Here is a 20727-nt window from a genome sequence, read left to right as displayed (position 1 = left end):
CAATAATAAATATTCTAAAGCTAGAACTTTTGTGGTTCTGGCTTTTTATTTGTTGAATGATAAAACCATAATTAGGTTGATTGCATTAATTCTGGTAAAATGAATTAAGTAACGAGTTATTTTGACTAAAAATAAGAAAGGAGACAGTTTATGTATGCACAAGTAATCGTTGATGTACCGACAATGCAAACGAATCAACCCTATACCTATCATATTCCTAGTCTCTTTTCTGAAGCACTTATTCGGGGTATGCGCGTTGTGGTTCCTTTCGGTAAAGGTAACCGATTGGTTCAGGGGTTTGTAACAGATATTAGTGACACAACAGATCAACCTGACAAACTGAAAGATATTTCGCAGATTGTTGAATTAGAGCCAGTTTTGAATGATGAACTTTTACAACTAGCAACATGGGTAGCGGATTATAATTTTGCTTTTCGAATTAGTGTTTTTCAAACAATGTTACCCAACGTCATGCGTGCAAGGTACAGTAAGGTCTTACGGCTTATTGAACCAAATGAACTCAATCATTTGCCACAAATACAAGCGCTATTTGCTGATCGTGATGAAGTGCCCTTTGATGTTGATAATGTTGATATGACATTAGTCCCCACACTTCTAAAATTACAAAAAAAACGCATAATTGAAATTGGATATGTTGTTAATAATCGGGCAAAAGTCAAAAAAATTAATGCATTTAAGCCTATTAAATCAGTTGATTTTTATCAAGAACAAAGACAACAACTGCGACCATCTGCGGTAAAGCAAGCGCGATTGCTTTCATATTTGATGCAATCACCGCAAACATTTGTTCCGGTGAAAGAGGTTATTAAATCGTATCAATTAGATTATGCAGTATTAAAGCAAGCAGAGGGTAAAGGTTGGATTGTTCAAAAACCATTAGAGTCTTATCGAATTCCCAAACTCAGTACACCTGTGAAAAATAGCCAACCGTTAACTTTGAATGCAGAGCAGCAAGAAGCTTATATAGCAATTGCAAACAATATTTCAGAAAATGATACAAAGACATTTTTATTAGAAGGTGTAACAGGATCTGGAAAAACGGAAATATACCTACAAGCCATTGCAAAGGCACTTTCTGAAGGACAAACGGCTTTAATGTTAGTTCCTGAAATTACATTGACACCACAAATGGTTCGACGTGTAAAGAGTCGTTTTGGTGATGATGTTGCTGTTATGCATTCAGGATTGTCAGATGGTGAACGATATGATGAATGGCGACGTATTCAACGGTCAGAGGTGCACGTTGTTGTTGGTGCCAGATCGGCTGTATTTGCACCATTGAAAAACATCGGGCTAATCATAATTGATGAAGAACATGAATCCTCATATAAACAGGATGAGAATCCACGATATCATGCACGAGATGTTGCACAGTGGCGTGCCAATTTTCATCATGCTACCCTTGTATTGGGTTCGGCAACGCCTTCATTAGAAAGCCGAGCGCGTGCACAAAAGAATGTCTATCATTTATTGACATTAGAACATCGTGCAACGAATGGTATGTTACCAGAAACGCAAGTTGTTGATATGAGAGAAGCCATCAAGCATGGTGGTGATGATATTTTTTCTCCTCAATTGATTGAAGCTATTCAAAATCGTCTTACTAAGCAAGAACAAATTGTTTTAATGTTAAACCGTCGTGGATATGCGAATTTTTTGGTATGTCGTGAATGTGGTTTTACACCACGCTGTATTAATTGTGATGTTGCCCTAACAGTTCATAAAGATATTTCACGCCTAGTTTGTCATTATTGTGGTTATAGCGAGACTATACCAACAAAATGCAAAAATTGTGGTTCTACCAGAATTAGACAATTTGGTTCTGGTACGCAAAAAGTTGCAGAACAACTAAGTGAACAAATTCCCCAGGCACGGGTGATACGTATGGATGTTGATACCACCCGTAGAAAGGGATCAACTGATCAATTATTAACGGCTTTTGGTAATCATGAAGCTGATATCTTGTTAGGAACACAAATGATTGCCAAGGGATTGGATTTTGCAAATGTTACTTTGGTTGGTGTATTAAATGCTGATACAACATTATCATTACCAGACTTCAGAGCATCTGAACGAACTTTTCAATTATTAACGCAAGTTTCTGGACGCGCGGGTCGAGGTGATAAACCTGGGAAGGTCATTATGCAGACTTTCAATCCTGATCATTACGCAATTCAGCTAGCTAGACAACAAGATTATGAAGCATTTTATCACCAAGAAATGGCATTGAGACACGCTTGGAAATATACACCGTATTATTTTACGATTCAGATTAAATTCGCACATGAGAAAATTGATGAATCGGCAAAAGCCGCATATGAAATTGCTAACTGGCTGAAGAATATCATTGATAATGAAACCATCATGTTAGGACCAGCAACAGGGACTATTCCACGTATTAAAAATAAATATTACTATCGGTTAGTTATTAAGTATCGGCATGACGAAAAATTAATACAGGCGCTTGGCAGCTTAATAAAAAAAGGTCAGCAATTACAAAAACAAGGAATTACAATAATTATTGATCGTGAACCAATTAATTTCATGTAGTCTTACAGACAACATCACTAATGAAGCGATGTTATCATACATATGATAAAGGAGTAAAAAAAGCAATGACAAGTATTGTTTTCATGGGTACACCAGATTTTTCAGCCCCAATTTTACAAAGTTTGATTGATAATCCAGCTTACGATGTTGTGGCTGTTTTGACACAGCCAGATCGTCCGGTTGGACGTAAGCATACACTTAAACCAACACCGGTTAAAGAAGTTGCAGTTAAGGCAAATATCCCAGTATTACAACCAAATAAGTTGTCAGGATCTGATGAAATGAAGCAAATTATTTCATTGGCACCAGATTTCATTATTACAGCCGCTTATGGCCAATTTTTACCAACTAAATTATTAGCTGCAGCTAAAATGGGTGCGATTAATGTCCATGCATCATTATTACCTAAATATCGTGGTGGGGCACCCATTCATTATGCTGTTTTAAACGGTGATGAAAAAACAGGCGTCACAATTATGTACATGGTTAAAGAAATGGATGCTGGGGATATAATTGCCCAGAAAGAATTACCAATTTTATCTGAGGACAATACGGGGACATTATTTGACAAGTTGAGTCTATTGGGTCGTGACCTATTATTATCAACGTTACCCAAATTAATCTCTGGTGATATTACACCAATTCCACAGAACATCGATCAAGTAAGTTTTTCACCAAATATTCAACCTAACGAAGAAGTACTTGATTTTACGCAACCTGCACAGGTTGTACATAATCATGTCAGAGGGTTATTTCCATTTCCAATTGCACACACAACCATTAAGGGTACACGAACAAAAATACAAAAAACGCATCTTGTTGATGAAAAGACAGATGCGCTACCAGGAACCGTTGTTAAAAAAGGAAAACATGAATTGTGGTTAGCTACGGGTGATGGCCAAGTGATTGCCATTGATGAATTGCAACCTGCTGGTAAACCTAAAATGACAATTACTGACTATCTAAATGGTCATGCAAATTTTGCAGAGGGAGATCAAGTTATTACCTATGACTAAGAAAAATAATCAAAAAATTGCGAATTGGGAATTAACTAACCCTCGTGCTTTGTCTGTTCGTGTTTTAGAAAAAGTTCAAAATGGGGCATATTCTAACTTGCAGTTAGACAGTATGATTAAGCAAGCTGATTTATCAGAGAAGAACGTTCATTTGATGACGACGATGGTCTATGGTGTGATTCAACATCGATTAACCTTAGAATACTGGTTGATACCATTCATTAAGCAACCACAGAAGCTAGAATCTTGGGTTCGTGAGTTACTTTATATTTCAATATTTCAAATGCAATATTTAGATAAAATTCCAGATCATGCAATTTTTGATGAAGCAATTAATATTGCGAAACGTCGTGGTCATGATGGTACTCGAAAGTTTGTCACGGGTGTACTACATGCAATTCAAAGACAAGGCCTTCCTGATTTTGAAGATATTAAAGATGAAACAAAGCGGTTATCAATTAAAACTTCATTACCGTTGTGGCTAATTGAAACGCTAAATGGTCAACTCGGTTGGCCAAAAACAGTTTCGATTGCATCAACGATTAACGCAGCACCAAGTCAGTCGGTGCGTGTAAACCGCGAACTAATTTCACCGACAGACCTCATTAAGTTGTTAGAGAATGATGGTTATCAGGTTACGCCTTCTGAAGTTACACCAGATGCATTATTGGTTTCTGGCGGTCATGTCGCAGGTTCGCAAGCTTTTCATGATGGGTTATTAACACTTCAAGATGAGTCAGCAATGTTAATGGTGCCAAGCTTAGACGTGCATCCAGGAGATAAGGTATTAGACGCAGCGGCTGCGCCAGGTGGAAAAACGACACAGATTGCAACTTATCTTGAAAAGACACAGGGTGGACATGTCGTTGCTTTGGATATTCATGATCACAAAGCAAAATTGATTAAAGAAAATGCTACGCGTTTACAAGTTGCTGATCGTATCGAAACGCAAGTTTTAGATGCTCGAAAAGTTGATGAGAAATTTAAGGATGAAACATTTGATCGTATTTTGGTAGATGCACCATGTTCTGGATTTGGGCTTTTGCGACGTAAGCCAGAGATTCGATATGAAAAATCATTAAAAGATAGTTACCAATTGCAGAAAATTCAACTTTCAATCTTAGATGCAGTTGCTAACAAATTGAAAAAGGGTGGGCGTCTGGTATATGGAACATGTACCATTTTGTCAACTGAAAATGAAGATGTTATCAATGAGTTTTTAGCAGCCCACAATGATTTTAAATTAGTTCCGACTAAGACAGTCAATAACCTAGATGTTTTAGATACGCAAGGCATGTTACATGTCTATCCGGACGATTTTGGGTCAGATGGTTTCTTTATAGCAACATTAGTTAAGCAGTAAGGGTTGTAGTGATGAAGGGATGATGAAATATGAAAATAGCATATGCATCTGACACTGGTCGTATGCGTGCCGAAAATCAAGATTATGTTAGTGTTTTTATTAATCAATCTGGTGCACAACTAGCAATCGTCGCTGACGGGGTTGGTGGACAAAATGGTGGTGACGTTGCAGCCACAATGGCAGTGTCCCATATTGGAAATCAGTGGGAAAAGTCGGCAATTGCGACAATTGATACTGCTAAAAAATGGTTGATTGATCAAATTAATAACGAAAATGACACCATTGTTAAGACGGCGCAACGATATCGAACACTGAACGGTATGGCAACTACTTTGGTCATTGCAGTCATTTTGGCTCATCAATTAGTCATTGCTAATATTGGTGATTCACGGGCGTATGTTATTCGCCAACGCCAAATTAGGCAACTAACAACCGATCATAATTTAGCAAATGAACTTCTACAAGAAGGAGCCATTACTGAGGATGAAGCCGTAACTCATCCTGGTCGCCATTTAATTACACGACAATTAGGGGTTACAGATGATTCAAAACCAGATTTATTTGCAATTAATTTATATCCGGATGATTATGTCTTGATGACAACGGATGGTATGCCAAAACATGTTAGTGACAAGACCATCTTACAAACCGTTTTGGCAGCTAATGATATTGCGGACGCTGTGACACAGTTAATTACAAGTACAAATGATGCGGGCGGATCAGACAATGTGACAGTTCTAATTGGTCACCAGGAAAGCGAGGACTACTAAATGCGAATAAATCAATTGATTGGTGAACGATATCGCATTGTAGAACCGCTTGGTGAAGGTGGTATGGCTAATGTATATCGTGCACATGATATTATTTTAGATCGAGACGTATCATTAAAACTAATGCGTTTAGATATGCGAGATGACGAGGACGTTCGTCGGCGATTTAATAATGAAATTGCTGCAACGTCAGCAATTTTACACCCGAATATCATTCAAGTTTATGACTATGGTGAAGAAGGTGGTTCACAGTATTTGGTAACGGAATTTGTTGCCGGTATGGATCTAAAACGGTATATTGCCGAAAATTGGCCAATTCCGGTTAGTCGAATTGTTGATATTATGCAAGACATTCTGGCAGGGATTGCGGTGGCCCATCAAGCAGGAATAATTCATCGAGATTTAAAGCCACAGAATATTTTAATTAGTAATGAAGGGGAAGCAAAAATCTCCGACTTTGGTATTGCTAGGGCGCAAACGTCTTTTGGCATGACGCAGACAAATACGGCGATTGGTTCTGTTCATTACATGGCTCCTGAACAAGTTCGTGGTGAAGCTGCATCAAATCGCAGTGATATCTATTCATTAGGAATCATGTTGTATGAAATGATAACGGGTCATGTGCCATTTGATGGGGAAACGGCTGTTGCTATAGCGGTTAAACACGCTCAAAATCCAATGCCATCTGTCAGAGATGTTGATCCACGTATACCACAGCCTTTAGAAAATGTTATTTTTAAAGCGACAGCCAAAAATCCGATGAGTAGATATGCGTCAGCACAAGCGATGTCAGATGATCTATCAACAGTATTATCACCGAATCGAATCAATGAGCCGGAATGGCATGATCCAAATGATGTTGATGGAGATAATACTGAGACGAAAGTTATTCCATTGGCACAGATTAAAGAGGTTGCTAGTCAACGGCCAACAGAGACCACGAAGTCGGAACCTCTTTTAAAAGAAACACATGCAGACTCTTCTGCAGGGAACTCACAGAAATTAGCACTTAAATCTAAAAAGAAGAAAAAACGTCGACGTTATCTATGGATAGCATTATTAGTTCTAGTTTTCATAATTGGTGGATTTGGTATCTATGGTGCGATGCAACCAGATAATGTTCATGTTTCCGATGTGCGTGGCATGACCCAGGCAAATGCTGAAAAGACTTTGCAAGAAGATGGCTTAAAGCTTGGTAATATTACAACGAAACATTCAAATGATATTGAACGTGGCAAAGTTATTCAAACAAATCCAAAAGTTGATAAAACTGTCGCAGCGGATTCAGTTATTGATTTAGTTGTATCTAAAGGGCCAGCCAAAGTACGTTTTGGTGATTATGTTAATGAAAAATATAGTACGGTAAGTAATAAATTAGAGAATAAGGGTTTTGAAGTAACTAAAAAAGATGTGGCAAGTGATACGGTACCAAAAGGTTATATTGTATCGCAGAATGTGGATGCAGAGGATAGCGTCGTTCCAAGTAAGACTAAGGTGAAATTTAAGGTATCAACTGGTCCGAAGAGCTATAACGTGCCTAATTTTACAGGTAAATCACAAGGTACTGTTAGTGCGTGGGCGCAAACCAATGGTGTGGCTGTTAATTTTAATAGTGTTTACTCAGATAGCGTGCCAGCAGGATATGTTGTTTCTCAATCAATGACTCCCGGCAGTAAACTGACTAAAAATGATGTTTTGCTTGTCACTATATCTAATGGGCCAAATGAAGCAGCTCATTCATCAAGTAAAACATCAAGATCATCAAGCAGTAGCAGTACTAGTGAAAGTCGTGAAAGTAGCTCTTCACAAAGTAGTTCATCAAGTAGTGCATCAGATGACACTGAATCGGATTCAACAAGTCAACCAGCATCAGAAAGTACACAATCATCTAGTTCATCATCACAGTCAGATTAGTTAAATTGGATAGGAGTTTAGATGACAGAATATCATGGACAAATTCAGTTAGCATTAGCAGGGTTTTATGATGTCCTAACAGCAGACGGAGAAGTTTTTCGCACACGTGCTCGAGGTAATTTTCGCAAAAAAGATCTAAAACCACTTGTGGGTGACTGGGTGACCTTTAGTGCTGAAACATCTAAAGAAGGCTATATACTTGCTATTGATGAACGGACAAACAGTATTGTTCGTCCACCTGTTGCGAATGTTGATCAAGTGATTATTGTTACAGCAGTTAAGATGCCGGATTGGTCGAGTAATTTACTGGATCGACAACTAGTTGCACTGGAAGAAAAGCATATTGAACCAGTTATTTATTTTACTAAAACGGATTTATTGACTGCTGAAGAAAAACATGATTTTCAAACAATTGCTGAGGGATATCGCCGGATTGGTTATCAAGTCGTACTACCAGAGAAGGCATTTGATGAAGAAAGCCTGACCCAAGTTAAGCTGCTATTAGCAAATAAATTGACCGTCTTAATGGGTCAAACAGGAGCAGGTAAAAGTACATTGTTGAACCATATTTCTCCTGACCTACAGTTAGCAACAGGTGAAGTATCTCAAGCATTGAGTCGAGGACGCCATACAACTCGGCAAGTTGCCTTAATTAATTTATATGGCGGATTCGTTGCTGATACACCAGGTTTTTCAGCGTTTGAAGTCTTTGATATGTCTGCACGAGAATTAGGTCAGTACTTTCGAGATTTTAATCAATTTTCAGATGGGTGTCGTTTTAGGGGATGTGTTCATTTAAACGAACCTGGCTGTGCCGTTAAAGAGGCCGTGGCTGAGGGAAATATTATGACGTCTAGGTATGAAAACTATAAATTATTTTATGATTTGATTGCTGGTCGACGCCCAGTTTATAATAAACATGATAAAAAACATTAAGAGTATTTTTAAAGAGGGTAAAAATTATGACAATTAAGGTTGCACCATCTATTTTAGCTGCAGATTATTTGAATTTGGCACGTGATGTGTCAGTTGTTGAGAATGCGGGTGCGGAGCTATTACACATTGATGTGATGGACGGTTCGTTTGTTCCGGCAATTGCTTACGGACCAAACTGGGTAAAGGCACTGCGTAAAGTAAGTAAGATGACACTTGATGTTCATTTGATGGCTGTGGATCCTGAACGCTACATTGATGAATTTGCAGCTGCAGGTGCGGACATTATTGGTGTACATTATGAGGCAACAAATCATATTCATCGTGCATTACAACAAATTAAGGCACACGGTATTAAAGCGGAAGTGGTCATTAATCCTGGTACAGCGGTTTCTGTTATTGAACCAGTTCTATATATGGTTGACCAAGTACTAGTTATGACGGTTAATCCAGGATTTGGTGGTCAACAATTCCTACCTGAAATGATTGAAAAAATTGCCATTTTGGATAAATTGAAGCGGGAAAAAGGCTATACTTTCGATATAGAAATTGATGGCGGTGCGAATGATCAAACAACTAAAATGGCCTATGATGCTGGTGCAACTGTTGCTGTAGCAGGTTCTTATGTTTTCGATAAGGTAGACCCTGCAGCAAAAATTGCGAAGTTGAAGGAAGTCACGGCTGACTAATGAATCGAATGCGTTTGTTAGTTGGTGGGCCAATGTCAGAATGGCCAGATGATTTAAAAAATGGGTTACTTGATGGACCGTGGGCAGCCGCAGACCGAGGTTCACTGCGCTTGTTACATTTAGGTCAAGTTCCGGTTTTGACAGTTGGTGATTTTGATTCAGTCACATTTGAAGAACGACAAGAAATCGTTGGTCAATTACCCAAAATTGTTAGTGTAAAACCAGAAAAAGATGATACAGATACTGAATTGTTATTAAGTTTAGTTGAGAAAAATTACCATCCGGATAAAATTGAAATCTATGGCGCCACAGGTGGCCGAATTGATCAATTGTTATCTAATATTTGGATTTTTACTCAACCGCGTTTTACATCAATTGTTGAGAAAGTAGCGATTATTGATCGCAATAACCGTATTGATTTCTTCTTGCCGGGTGAGCATACCATTATAAAAGAACCCACAATGAAGTATTTGGGATTCATGCCACTGATTCCAGTAAGCGGCCTTTCGTTATTGGATGAAAAATATCGTTTAGATGATTGGTCTGGAAATCCGTTCTCATTTTCTTCAAATGAATTTTTGGGTGAAGTTAATCATTTCTCATTTAAGAGTGGCATTGTCGCAGTTATCCAAAGTCGTGATTTAATCGGGCAAACTGCTGATCAGTAAAAAATGTGTAAAGTAAAAATACTTTACAGAAAACCCTTGCTTATTGCGTAAGGGTTTGGTATTATTATTCAAGTAAATAAAAGCACTGAATTTAAAAGAGCTTAAGATTGGAGGGTAAACATATGGCAGTTGATGCAGTCAATGGAAAGCGTACTCGTTTTGGTAAACAACGTTCACACGCCCTTAACTCAAGTAGTCGTAGCTGGAAGCCAAACTTGCAAAAAGTGACGGTTAAGATTAACGGTTCAGCACCTAAGAAGGTGTACCTATCAGCTCGTACTTTGAAGGCTGGTTTGAAGAACGGCTCAATTGAGCGTGTATAAGATATAAAGCTGCCGTTTGGTAGCTTTTTTCTTTTATATGACATAAAAATGATTGCAGTAATTACCAGCCAATACTAATGCCTTGCTTGTGGTAAAATAGTATTAGCTTTATATGGAGGTCATTCTAATGGCAGTAAAGATCCAAACAGCACAAGGTGCAATTGAAATTGAAAACGACGTCATCGCAACGATTGTAGGTGGTGCAACTACTGATAACTATGGTGTTGTCGGTATGGCAAGCCAAAATCCGTTGCGTGATGGTGTGAATCAGATATTGAACGGTGATAACTTCTCAAAGGGTGTTGTTGTTCGCCAACAAGATGGTGGTGTCACGGTAGATGTTCATATTATTGTTGGGTATGGCATGAAAATTTCCGAAATTTCTAAGAGTGTACAAGCACGTGTTAAAAATGATTTGAACGTTATGTTAGGCATTGTTGCTAGCGAGGTAAATGTAACGGTTCAAGGCGTACGTATGCTAGGGGATTAGCCTGGTTATAAGGAGTTGAATACTGTGGAAGTTGTAACGACAATTACCAATGTTGAGTTTGGTAAAATGATTAACGCAGCAGCGGATGCGTTAAAAAACAATGCAGAAAAAATAAATAAATTAAATGTCTTTCCTGTTCCGGATGGAGATACTGGAACAAATATGACCTTGTCAATGGCAAGTGGGGCAGAGTATGAACGGAATGAAGATGATACACATCTTGGTAAGTTAGCTCAAGCAACCGCAAAAGGCTTATTAATGGGAGCTCGCGGTAATTCAGGAGTTATTTTGTCACAAATATTCCGTGGCTTTGCTGCAAAAATTGCCGACAAAGAAACATTATCAGCGCGTGATTTAGCAGATGCCTTGATGGGTGGAGCTGAGACAGCATATAAGGCAGTTATGAAGCCAACAGAAGGAACTATTTTGACGGTTATCCGTGAGTCTGCTGCAGCTGCAAATCGTACAGCAAAGAAAACTGATGATGCAACCCAAGTGATGGCTGATGCACTCGATGCAGCTGAAAAGGCACTTGCATCAACACCAGATTTGTTGCCGGTATTAAAAGAAGTAGGTGTTGTTGATTCTGGTGGTCAAGGATTAGTAATCGTTTTAAGTGCATTCTATGCAGTTTTGTCTGGCCAAGAAGTGAAAACCGAATTGGATAATGCTAATCTTGATGCAATGGTGCTTTCATTGCACAATGCAGGTGTCCAGGGTGAATTAAACCCCGAAGATATCGAGTATGGTTACTGTACTGAAATCATGGTCGATATTGCTAAGGGAACAACCTATGATCAAAAGTTTGATTATGATACTTTTTATAATCACTTAGCTGGTTTGGGTGATTCATTACTTGTGATTAACGATGACGATGTTGTTAAAGTGCACGTGCATACAGAAGATCCAGGTGACGTCATTAATTGGGGTACGCATTTTGGATCACTGCGTAAAGTTAAAGTAGATAATATGCGTGACCAACAGGCTGAGGCTGCTAGTGTTGCAGCTGAACAAAAGGCTCATGCGGTTGATGAAGAAAATGAAGCTGGTCCAGATTTGGCGGTCATTACAACTGCTGCGGGTAAAGGCATACAGGAAATTTTTGCTTCAGCAGGCGCAACGGTAATCATCGATAGTAAGCAGGCACCATCAACGCAAGATTTATTGCAAGCAATTAAGGATAGTCATGCCGCTGCTGCAATTATTTTGCCGAATGATGGCAATATTTTCATGGCTGCTGAACAAGCTGTTTCACTTGCTGATGTACCTGTTAAAGTTGTGAAGACAAAAACAATTCAACAGGGGTTAACAGCACTTGTTCTAGGATATGATCAACTGAAGTCACTTGATGAGAACGAGGCTGCGATGTCTGCGATGATTGCTGAAGTTAAGTCTGGATCTGTGACAACTTCTGTTCGTGATACAACAATTAATGGATTGGCCATTCAAGCTGGAGATGCCATTGGCTTACTAAATGGTGAAATTGTTGTCGCCGTTCCTGATGCAAATATTGACCAGGCAGCTTCAGAATTGTTAGCGAAAATGATTGACGAAGATTCAGAATTAGTGACGATTTATTATGGTGAAGATTCATCACTTTCTGCTGCTGAGACACTACAGACTGCTGGTGAAGCACTAGATGATGAATTAGAGTTTGAAATTCATGATGGTGGTCAACCATTATATCCAATTCTATTATCTGTTGAGTAGTCCAAGGTGAATCCTGCTTAAATGCACGCAAAAAGTTAGAATTTATTTAGAAGGTCTTTGGTGCATATGTTACTGAGGACCTTTTAGTAGTTAGTCAGAAAGGAGGAAAATATGCCAAGCTTACTTGATAGTATTTCAGAATTATCAGGTGTTGGTCCTAAACGTGAACAAGCACTGAATAAATTAGGTGTATTTACGATTGATGATTTGTTAACTTATTATCCAAGACGTTATAATGATTTAGCACAAAAATTACCGTCTGAGACACTTGATGGCGAGAAAGTAACTTTTAAGGGCTTGGTTACATCTCCACCAGTTGTCAGTCGACTAGGTTTCAAAAAGACACGACTGAATTTCAGACTAACTGTGTCCCATGATACAATTCAAATTTCTTTCTTCAATCAACCATGGTTGAGTAAAAATATTGTTGTTGGCGAAGAAGTTGCAATTTATGGGACCTATAATAAAGCACACCAAAGTTTATCAGCCATTAAAATGATGCCTAAAAATAATGAGAATGAATTAGAGGCAATCTATCCTTCGTCAAAAGAGATTAAAGCTGGTACAATTAAAGATTTAATTTTTCAAGCATTGGGTAAATATGGTGATTTACTAACGCAAGAGATTATTCCGTCAGATATACGACGAAGATATCGATTAATGAATTATCATGATACAGTTTTTGGCATGCACGCACCAGAGAATGAATTTTTGGCAGGTGAAGCACGACGGACAGCTTCATTTATGGAATTTTTTGTCTTCCAAATGCGTCTCCAGGTTATTAAACAAATGGATCGACATAATCAAGGACGATCAGTAAACTTTGATAATCAGCAATTAAAAAGTTTTATCAAAGTATTGCCATTTGAATTAACAGCAGCACAAAAAAAGGTTGTCAACGAAATTGTGCGTGATATGCGTAGGCCTGTACATATGAATCGGTTGCTACAAGGTGATGTCGGATCTGGAAAGACAGTGGTCGCAGCATTGGCTATGTATGCAGCGATCACTGCAGGCATGCAAGCTACCTTGATGGCACCAACTGAGATCTTAGCACAGCAACATGCACGAACAATAGGAAATTATTTTGATCCAAGTGAAGTGCGTGTTGAGATATTAACGGGCACCACTAAAGCAGCAGCACGTCGCCAGATATTAGCAGATTTAGCAGAAGGTGATATTGATATTTTGATTGGTACGCACGCGCTAATCCAACCAGATATCGCATTTCATAATCTTGGATTAGCAGTCATTGATGAGCAACATCGTTTTGGTGTGCAACAACGGGCGACGCTTAGAAAAGTAGGTGTTAATCCAGATATTTTAGCGATGACAGCCACACCCATTCCGCGAACATTAGCTATTACAGCTTATGGTGAAATGGATGTGTCGATCATTGATCAATTACCTGCTGGCCGTAAAAAAATAAAAACGTACTGGCTAAGACATAATAAAATAGCAAAGGCGATTCAATTTGTTAAAGAACAATTAGCAAGTGGAGCACAGGCTTATGTTGTTACCCCTTTAATTGAGGAATCCGAGACTTTAGATGTCCAAAATGCACAAGCTGTTTATGAAGAATTATCGACTTACTTTGCACCAAAATTTAATGTTGGCCTCTTACATGGGCGGCTATCAAATGACGAAAAAGACACTGTTATGACAGCGTTTAAGGCAAATGAATTTCAGGTACTTGTCGCAACAACCGTGATAGAAGTTGGGGTCGATGTGCCGAATGCAACAGTTATGTTAATACTAGATGCGGATCGTTTTGGACTGTCACAGTTGCACCAATTACGTGGCCGGGTTGGACGTGGTGAACGACAAGCATATACGTTTTTAGTAAGTGATCCTAAAACACAATATGGTATTGATCGTATGGAAGCAATGGTAGAAACAACAGATGGTTTTGTGTTAGCGCAAAAAGATTTGGAGTTACGTGGTGCGGGAGATGTTTTGGGTAATCGTCAGTCAGGTGTGCCAGAATTTAGAGTTGGTGATCCAATTGCAGATTTAGCAATGATGAATGTGGCACAGGAGGAAGCAATTGAAATTGTTTCACAACCTGATTGGGATAAATCACCAGAGATGGTTGGATTAGCTGAAATGTTATCAGAAACAATGAATCGTTATCGTAATTTCGATTAAAAGGTAATTTATGTTTTTACCAAACCGTTAAAATGTGTTACATTTTATAGTATTGCAATTATAAAAAAAGAAATAAAATCCATGAGGGAGTCAATTATGTATAAAATTGCTGTTGATGCAATGGGTGGTGACAATGCACCTGAAGCGATAGTAGCTGGTATTGAACAAGCACGAGATAAAATGCCAGATACAGAATTTTTACTATTTGGTCAGTTAGATAAAGTTAAGCCTTTAGTAAAGAATGCAGAACGTCTAACATTAATACAATCTGATGAAGTAGTTGAAATGGGTGAAGAACCAGTCAAGGCAATTCGTCGTAAAAAGCAAAGTTCTCTGGTCATGGCAGCTCAAGCTGTTAAAGACGGAGAAGCTGATGCTATTTTTTCAGCAGGAAATACTGGTGCCTTGTTAGCAGTGGGAATCTTCACTGTTGGTCGAATTCGAGGTATTGATCGTCCAGCACTGTTGACTGTTTTGCCTGCTCTTGATGGTCCTCATGAAGCATTTGCAATGATGGATGTTGGTGCAAATGCTGAAAACCGGCCAAGGCATTTGTATCAATATGGTATTTTAGGTTCATTTTATGCTAAAGAAGTGCTTGGCTTTGACAACCCACGTGTTGGACTGCTTAATAATGGTACTGAAGAAGATAAAGGTGACCCAATTCATAAAGAGGCACACCAGTTATTAAAGCATGGTGCAGTACAGTCTTATTTGAATTTTGTGGGCAATGTTGAGTCTCGTGATATTCTGCAGGGACCAGCTGATGTGGTTGTTGCGGATGGCTTTTCAGGTAATGCAGCACTAAAGGCAACTGAGGGAACAGCTCTGGCCATGTTACGTTTGATTAAACATGCAATTTTAGATGGTAATGTAAAAACAAAATTAGCTGGGCTAATGTTGAAACCAGCAATGAAGGACATTCAATCCCGCTTAGACTATTCACAACATGGTGGTGCTGTTGTTATTGGTGTTAAAGCACCAGTTGTTAAAACACATGGTTCAGCTGGACCAAGTGCGGTAGCAAATACAATGGTACAGATACATACAATGTTGGAAACTGACCTTGTTGCCAAAACTGAAGCATTTGTGGCAGAACATAAGACTGATTTATCAAAATCAGCAAAGTAAATGTTACAGTATATTTAAAGTGAGATAGGCTTACGACAGATGATTTTAGAATAGGAAGTAAATATCATGGAACGACAAGAAATTTTAAATAAGGTAATCACATTAGTTGCTGATCATTTTGAATTGGACCCAGCTAGTCTTACAGGTGAGACTAATCTAATGAAAGACATTGATGCAGATTCAATTGATTTTGTTGAATTAGTATTAGAAATGGAAGATGAATTTGGGGCTGAAATTTCAGACGAAGATGCTGAGAAATTAATTACAATTAATAATACAGTTGATTACATTGCATCTCGTGCAAAGTAAAAGAACATCTTGTAATGCAAAAAGTAGAGCTGAGAGAGAAAATATTCTGTCTCAGCTTTTTTGTCTTTTTTACTAAAAAATAATATAGATAATTAATGGTCTGGTATAATAGAAAGGTGTATATACAAAAGAAGGTAGGACTATGTTTAAACAATTACAAGCAGATTTAGCAACAGATCATCATATTCATTTTAATGATTTAAAGCTATTGGAAGAAGCGCTAACACAGGCGAACTATATCAATGAACACCCAGGGTATAAGGGTGGTGATTATCAACGACTCGAATTTTTAGGAGATGCTGTTATGCAACAATCGACAGCGGTCTACTTATTTAAACGTTTTCCAAACTGGGATGAAGGTCGATTGACAGAGTTGAGAATTTCAATGGTCCAAACAAGGGCGTTCGCAGCTTTGTCACGTGAGTTGCATCTAGATCGTTATGTGCAATTAGGTCGTGGAGAAGAACTATCTGGTGCACGAAATCGAGACTCATTATTGGAAGATCTATGGGAAGCATTCATTGGTGCTTTATTTTTAGATCAAGGACAAGAAGTTGTCATGAACTTTTTGGAAGAAATGATGTTTGTTAAAATAGATGAAGGCTTTTATGATCAATTTGTGGATTATAAATCTAAGCTACAAGAATATTTACAACGACATGGTACGGTTAAAATTGCTTATACGAAACTTGATGAACAAGCGATTTCTAACAATGAACAAGTTTTTACAATACAAGTATCTGTTGATGGGAAACCATTAGCAACTGGTGAAGGTAAGTCTACCAAAGATGCCGAAAAAATGGCTGCACGAAAAGCTTATCAATCTTTAATGAACAACTAGGATTATGAAATGAAATTAAAAACTTTGGAAATAACTGGTTTTAAGTCGTTTGCTGAACGAACCAAAATTGAATTTATGCCAGGTATTACCGGGGTTGTCGGCCCCAACGGCTCAGGAAAATCAAATATTATTGAAGCAATTCGCTGGGTAATGGGAGAACAGTCTGCCAAGGGATTACGTGGTGACAAAATGGCAGATGTCATTTTTGGTGGAACTTCAGAAAGAGCGCCTTTAAACCGAGCTGAAGTTGCTATTACTTTTGACAATACTGATCATTATTTAAATTCAGATTATTCAGAAATTACAATCACTAGAACGTTATACCGGAATGGTGATTCAAATTATCAAATAAATGGTGTACATGTACGACTTAAAGACATTCATGAATTATTTATGGATTCGGGACTTGGTCGTGAAAGTTTCTCGATTATTTCTCAGGGACGTGTTGAGAGTATTTTTAGTGCAAAACCTGTTGAGCGACGCAGTATTATTGAAGACGTTGCGGGTGTTTATAAATATAAGCAAAACAAAGATAAGGCAGAAAAAGAACTGGGTGACGTCCATGATAATTTAACCCGTATTGCCGATATTTTATATGAATTACAGGGACGTGTTGAACCTCTCGCACAAGAATCAGCGAAAGCACAAGATTACTTAACAACGAAAGCCTCTTATGATCAATTAGATCAATCAAGAATCGTGCTTGAGCTATTAGATTGGTATCAAGAAAAAGACGAACTGACCAAGAAGCTGACAACAGCCCAAACTGAGTATGATAAGCAGCAAGAGGCTGTGAATATCAAGAAAAAAGAGTTACAAAAGTTTAGACAAGAACAACTATCATTAACTGAACAACAACAAAAATTACAAGAAGTCTTGGTCGAAAGTATTAAACAGGTTGAAAAATTAACTGGTGAACAAAATTTGCAGTCCGAACGGCGCAAGAATCGTACTGAGACAACAACAGATTTAAGTAGTCGATTAAAAGTATCAACCGAGCGTCTGGCATCACTTGAATCAAATTATCAACAATGTTTACAAAAATTAGCAGATCAGCAGTCTGAATACACGCATTATCAACAAGCAATTGAGCAAGCAAACGAAAATCATCCCCGAACTAAACTAGCAAAAGTTAGTGCTGAAATTGAACAGGTTCGTCATGATTTGGTCGCAACCATGCAGGACTTAACGAGCGCTAAAAACAAACAGAATTACTTGGTTCAAGAAAATAAGCGTAGTGATGCTGAATCATTACGCTTACAGCAACGCAAAGCCAAAATTGAGCAACGATTATCAGATGCCAATAATTTAGTTGATAAAAAAAATAATGATTTACAACAGGCTGAGAAAACATTAAATATGGCGCAAGCCTCATTTGAAACACTTAAGAAAAAAGGGCAGGCATTGGAGCAACAACGTGATACCGAGCGGCAAGCCTGGTTTACGAAGATGGAGCAGGAGCAACGTTTAAGTACGAGACTGCAATCATTACAACATTTGTCAGAAAATTATGATGGCTATTATCAAGGTGTTAAGAATTTAATGAAGGCACAGCAACAGTTTGAAGGTATTCAAGGTGTGGTTGCAAATTTAATTTCTGTTGATGATCAACATCGTATTGCGATTGAAACGGCATTAGGATCGGCATTACAACATGTTGTTGTAAAAAACGAGCAGGTTGGAAAGACGGCCATTCAGTATTTGGCCAAACATCGTTTAGGACGGGTTACTTTTTTGCCACAAACTACCCTTAAAGCCCGTCGTTTATCGGATTATCAAATGACAATTTTGCGACAATCAACAGGGTTTGTCGGAATCGCATCGGATTTAGTGACAACAGCGTCTGCTTACCAAAATATTATTGCAAATTTATTAGGAACGACAGTGATTGTGACGGATATGTCAGCAGCCATTCAAATTGCTAAGGAATTACAATATCGTGTGCGCTTGGTTACTTTGGATGGTCAGATTATGAACGCTGGTGGTTCAATGACTGGTGGTGCAACACGGCAACACGGTAACGGTTTACTTTCGCAAAAGACAGAGATAGATCAACTAACGCTACAAGAAGCTGAATTACATCAAGCGACGTTAGCATTAGAAAAGCAGGTTAAGCAGATTGACCAGCAATTACAAAAAGTGACAGAGGCATTTAATAAACAACAGGCACAGGTTTTAAAAGCCAATGAACAATTTCAGACTGACCAGGCTAGCTTACAATTAGCAGAATCAACACTTAAACAGGTAAAAAAAGAGCAAGCTGCGTTACAATATGACTATCAGTTAGTTGCTGATTTGCAAGATAAAAAAACATCAGTTGATCAAAATGAACAGGCTATCACAGATTTGTCTGTACGACAGCAAAACTTACAAAAAGCTTTAGATGATTATCTACAGCAACAGTCGACTATTGAGACAGAAATTGTGCAAGCAGATCAGCAAATTAGTGATTTTAAATCAGCTTTTGCTAAGGCTGAAGCCGTCGTATCCTCATTGGTTACTAGGAAAAATGATTTACTTGAGCAGAAAAATGCTGAGCAAAGTCAAATTAGGTTGGTTGAACAGCAAATTAATGATTTGGCACAGGATGAAAACGACGTTCAAGAGCGTTTGACACAACAACTAGAAGATGTGCAACGACAAAAGGCAACAGCTGAGCAAAGTTTGGCAACTTTAAAATTTGAACTAGAACAAGTCCAAGAACAGCATGATACAACAAATAGTGAGCTTGGTCTTATTCAAGATATGGTTAGTGAACTGATGACCAGTATTTCGCAATATAATGGACGTCTAGGTGAGTTGCGATCATCGATTAATACTAACGAACAAACGTTAGAAACGACTTATGATACTTCATTTGAATTTGCTAAGTCGGAATTGTTAAATCTCGATATATCAACAATTAGAACAAAATTGAAGTTATTAAAGCAGGGATTAGATGAAATTGGGCATGTCAACCTAAACGCCATTGATGAATATCAAACAGTTAAAGAGCGTTATGACTTCTTAATGCAACAGCAACAAGACTTGATTGCTGCTAAGGATAATTTACAAGAGACTATGTCTGAAATGGATACCGAAGTCGTTACGAGATTCCGGGCGACATTTGATGCAATTGCGGAGCAGTTCGCTAAAATATTTGTCAAGATGTTTGGTGGTGGACAAGCCTCATTGATTTTGACAGATCCAGATCATCTATTAACAACAGGTATAGATATCAAAGCACAGCCACCAGGAAAAAAGTTCCAACAAATGAGCTTATTATCAGGTGGTGAAAAAGCTTTAACAGCAATTAGTTTATTATTTGCAATTCTTGCAGTTAGACCAGTACCTTTTGCTATTCTTGATGAAACTGAAGCTGCGTTAGACGAGGCCAATGTGGATCGATTTGCGCATTATCTGCATGAAGTAAACCATCGCACACAATTTATTGTTATCACCCATCGTAAAGGCACAATGACAGAAACCGATGTACTTTATGGCGTGACAATGCAAGAGCCAGGTGTCTCAACCATGGTTTCAGTTAGTTTGACTGATTTGGATGACACTATGGTAAAAAATTAGGGGGATATGAATAATCATGGGATTATTTGATTTTTTTAAAAAGAAGCCGACAAAAACAATTGCGGTTGAAATTCTATACCCAAGTAGTTGGGAGAATGGTATGCCACCAGTCAAAGTTGTGGCCATTGAAATACTACAACCAACACCAGGTAAAGCAGTTGACATTGCGTTACCTAAAGTCGATACTTTAGAAACAGAAACAGAAACAGAAACAGAAACAGAAACAGAAACAGAAACAGAAACAGAAACAGAAACAGAAACAGAAACAGAAACAGAAACAGAAACAG

At 38.2% G+C, this 20727-nt stretch carries 16 protein-coding genes and 1 pseudogene; all 17 read left to right on the top strand.

Features of this window, described 5'->3' with window-relative positions:
• The first annotated feature begins 150 nt into the window (after window positions 1-150).
• Window positions 151-2571 carry a primosomal protein N' gene (priA, locus tag HMPREF0877_RS06580; RefSeq protein WP_002828522.1) on the top strand — a complete coding sequence of 807 codons (2421 nt, stop codon included), beginning with the start codon at window positions 151-153 and terminating at the stop codon, window positions 2569-2571.
• Window positions 2572-2636: 65 nt separating this feature from the next.
• Window positions 2637-3587, top strand: a complete 951-nt coding sequence (gene fmt / locus HMPREF0877_RS06575) for a methionyl-tRNA formyltransferase (protein ID WP_040760854.1) — start codon at window positions 2637-2639, stop codon at window positions 3585-3587.
• A complete protein-coding gene (rsmB, locus tag HMPREF0877_RS06570) occupies window positions 3580-4950 on the top strand; it encodes a 16S rRNA (cytosine(967)-C(5))-methyltransferase RsmB (RefSeq protein WP_002828519.1) in 1371 nt (456 codons plus the stop codon). The genes fmt and rsmB overlap by 8 nt, the downstream gene beginning before the upstream one ends.
• A gap of 29 nt (window positions 4951-4979) precedes the next feature.
• A complete protein-coding gene (locus tag HMPREF0877_RS06565; protein ID WP_002828518.1) occupies window positions 4980-5720 on the top strand; it encodes a Stp1/IreP family PP2C-type Ser/Thr phosphatase in 741 nt (246 codons plus the stop codon).
• Window positions 5721-7634 carry a Stk1 family PASTA domain-containing Ser/Thr kinase gene (gene pknB, locus HMPREF0877_RS06560; RefSeq protein WP_002828517.1) on the top strand — a complete coding sequence of 638 codons (1914 nt, stop codon included), beginning with the start codon at window positions 5721-5723 and terminating at the stop codon, window positions 7632-7634.
• Between the two features lie 21 nt (window positions 7635-7655).
• Complete coding sequence (gene rsgA / locus HMPREF0877_RS06555; protein WP_002828516.1) at window positions 7656-8570, top strand: ribosome small subunit-dependent GTPase A; 915 nt, start codon at window positions 7656-7658, stop codon at window positions 8568-8570.
• Between the two features lie 26 nt (window positions 8571-8596).
• The gene (gene rpe / locus HMPREF0877_RS06550; RefSeq protein ID WP_002828515.1) at window positions 8597-9256 is read left to right on the top strand and encodes a ribulose-phosphate 3-epimerase; all 660 of its coding nucleotides are present in this window, start codon (window positions 8597-8599) and stop codon (window positions 9254-9256) included.
• Window positions 9256-9924, top strand: a complete 669-nt coding sequence (locus tag HMPREF0877_RS06545; protein ID WP_002828514.1) for a thiamine diphosphokinase — start codon at window positions 9256-9258, stop codon at window positions 9922-9924. The genes rpe and HMPREF0877_RS06545 overlap by 1 nt, the downstream gene beginning before the upstream one ends.
• A gap of 122 nt (window positions 9925-10046) precedes the next feature.
• Window positions 10047-10247 carry a 50S ribosomal protein L28 gene (gene rpmB / locus HMPREF0877_RS06540; RefSeq protein WP_002828513.1) on the top strand — a complete coding sequence of 67 codons (201 nt, stop codon included), beginning with the start codon at window positions 10047-10049 and terminating at the stop codon, window positions 10245-10247.
• 127 nt (window positions 10248-10374) lie between these two features.
• The gene (locus tag HMPREF0877_RS06535) at window positions 10375-10737 is read left to right on the top strand and encodes an Asp23/Gls24 family envelope stress response protein (protein WP_040760851.1); all 363 of its coding nucleotides are present in this window, start codon (window positions 10375-10377) and stop codon (window positions 10735-10737) included.
• Between the two features lie 24 nt (window positions 10738-10761).
• Window positions 10762-12447: a DAK2 domain-containing protein gene (locus HMPREF0877_RS06530; protein ID WP_002828511.1), complete on the top strand. Its 1686-nt coding sequence runs from the start codon at window positions 10762-10764 to the stop codon at window positions 12445-12447.
• Window positions 12448-12558: 111 nt separating this feature from the next.
• Window positions 12559-14595 (top strand): ATP-dependent DNA helicase RecG, encoded by a 2037-nt coding sequence (gene recG, locus HMPREF0877_RS06525; protein ID WP_002828510.1) that lies wholly within the window; start codon window positions 12559-12561, stop codon window positions 14593-14595.
• Window positions 14596-14691: 96 nt separating this feature from the next.
• Complete coding sequence (gene plsX, locus HMPREF0877_RS06520) at window positions 14692-15726, top strand: phosphate acyltransferase PlsX (protein WP_040760849.1); 1035 nt, start codon at window positions 14692-14694, stop codon at window positions 15724-15726.
• Window positions 15727-15792: 66 nt separating this feature from the next.
• Window positions 15793-16035, top strand: coding sequence for an acyl carrier protein (acpP, locus tag HMPREF0877_RS06515; protein ID WP_002828508.1), 243 nt, complete (start codon window positions 15793-15795; stop codon window positions 16033-16035).
• Window positions 16036-16177: 142 nt separating this feature from the next.
• Window positions 16178-16876, top strand: a complete 699-nt coding sequence (rnc, locus tag HMPREF0877_RS06510) for a ribonuclease III (RefSeq protein ID WP_002828506.1) — start codon at window positions 16178-16180, stop codon at window positions 16874-16876.
• 9 nt (window positions 16877-16885) lie between these two features.
• Window positions 16886-20440, top strand: a complete 3555-nt coding sequence (smc, locus tag HMPREF0877_RS06505) for a chromosome segregation protein SMC (protein ID WP_002828505.1) — start codon at window positions 16886-16888, stop codon at window positions 20438-20440.
• Between the two features lie 16 nt (window positions 20441-20456).
• Window positions 20457-20727, top strand: a pseudogene (locus tag HMPREF0877_RS10315) (signal recognition particle-docking protein FtsY); the annotation flags it as partial.

The sequence above is a fragment of the Weissella paramesenteroides ATCC 33313 genome, assembly GCF_000160575.1.
In the GTDB taxonomy this organism is placed as follows: Bacteria; Bacillota; Bacilli; order Lactobacillales; family Lactobacillaceae; genus Weissella; species Weissella paramesenteroides.
This window is presented reverse-complemented; position numbering and strand designations above follow the sequence as displayed.

Coding starts and splice junctions, on each gene's coding strand:
- priA (WP_002828522.1), top strand. CDS start 151: ATGTATGCACAAGTAATCGTTGATGTACCGACAATGCAAACGAATCAA.
- fmt (WP_040760854.1), top strand. CDS start 2,637: ATGACAAGTATTGTTTTCATGGGTACACCAGATTTTTCAGCCCCAATT.
- rsmB (WP_002828519.1), top strand. CDS start 3,580: ATGACTAAGAAAAATAATCAAAAAATTGCGAATTGGGAATTAACTAAC.
- HMPREF0877_RS06565 (WP_002828518.1), top strand. CDS start 4,980: ATGAAAATAGCATATGCATCTGACACTGGTCGTATGCGTGCCGAAAAT.
- pknB (WP_002828517.1), top strand. CDS start 5,721: ATGCGAATAAATCAATTGATTGGTGAACGATATCGCATTGTAGAACCG.
- rsgA (WP_002828516.1), top strand. CDS start 7,656: ATGACAGAATATCATGGACAAATTCAGTTAGCATTAGCAGGGTTTTAT.
- rpe (WP_002828515.1), top strand. CDS start 8,597: ATGACAATTAAGGTTGCACCATCTATTTTAGCTGCAGATTATTTGAAT.
- HMPREF0877_RS06545 (WP_002828514.1), top strand. CDS start 9,256: ATGAATCGAATGCGTTTGTTAGTTGGTGGGCCAATGTCAGAATGGCCA.
- rpmB (WP_002828513.1), top strand. CDS start 10,047: ATGGCAGTTGATGCAGTCAATGGAAAGCGTACTCGTTTTGGTAAACAA.
- HMPREF0877_RS06535 (WP_040760851.1), top strand. CDS start 10,375: ATGGCAGTAAAGATCCAAACAGCACAAGGTGCAATTGAAATTGAAAAC.
- recG (WP_002828510.1), top strand. CDS start 12,559: ATGCCAAGCTTACTTGATAGTATTTCAGAATTATCAGGTGTTGGTCCT.
- plsX (WP_040760849.1), top strand. CDS start 14,692: ATGTATAAAATTGCTGTTGATGCAATGGGTGGTGACAATGCACCTGAA.
- acpP (WP_002828508.1), top strand. CDS start 15,793: ATGGAACGACAAGAAATTTTAAATAAGGTAATCACATTAGTTGCTGAT.
- rnc (WP_002828506.1), top strand. CDS start 16,178: ATGTTTAAACAATTACAAGCAGATTTAGCAACAGATCATCATATTCAT.
- smc (WP_002828505.1), top strand. CDS start 16,886: ATGAAATTAAAAACTTTGGAAATAACTGGTTTTAAGTCGTTTGCTGAA.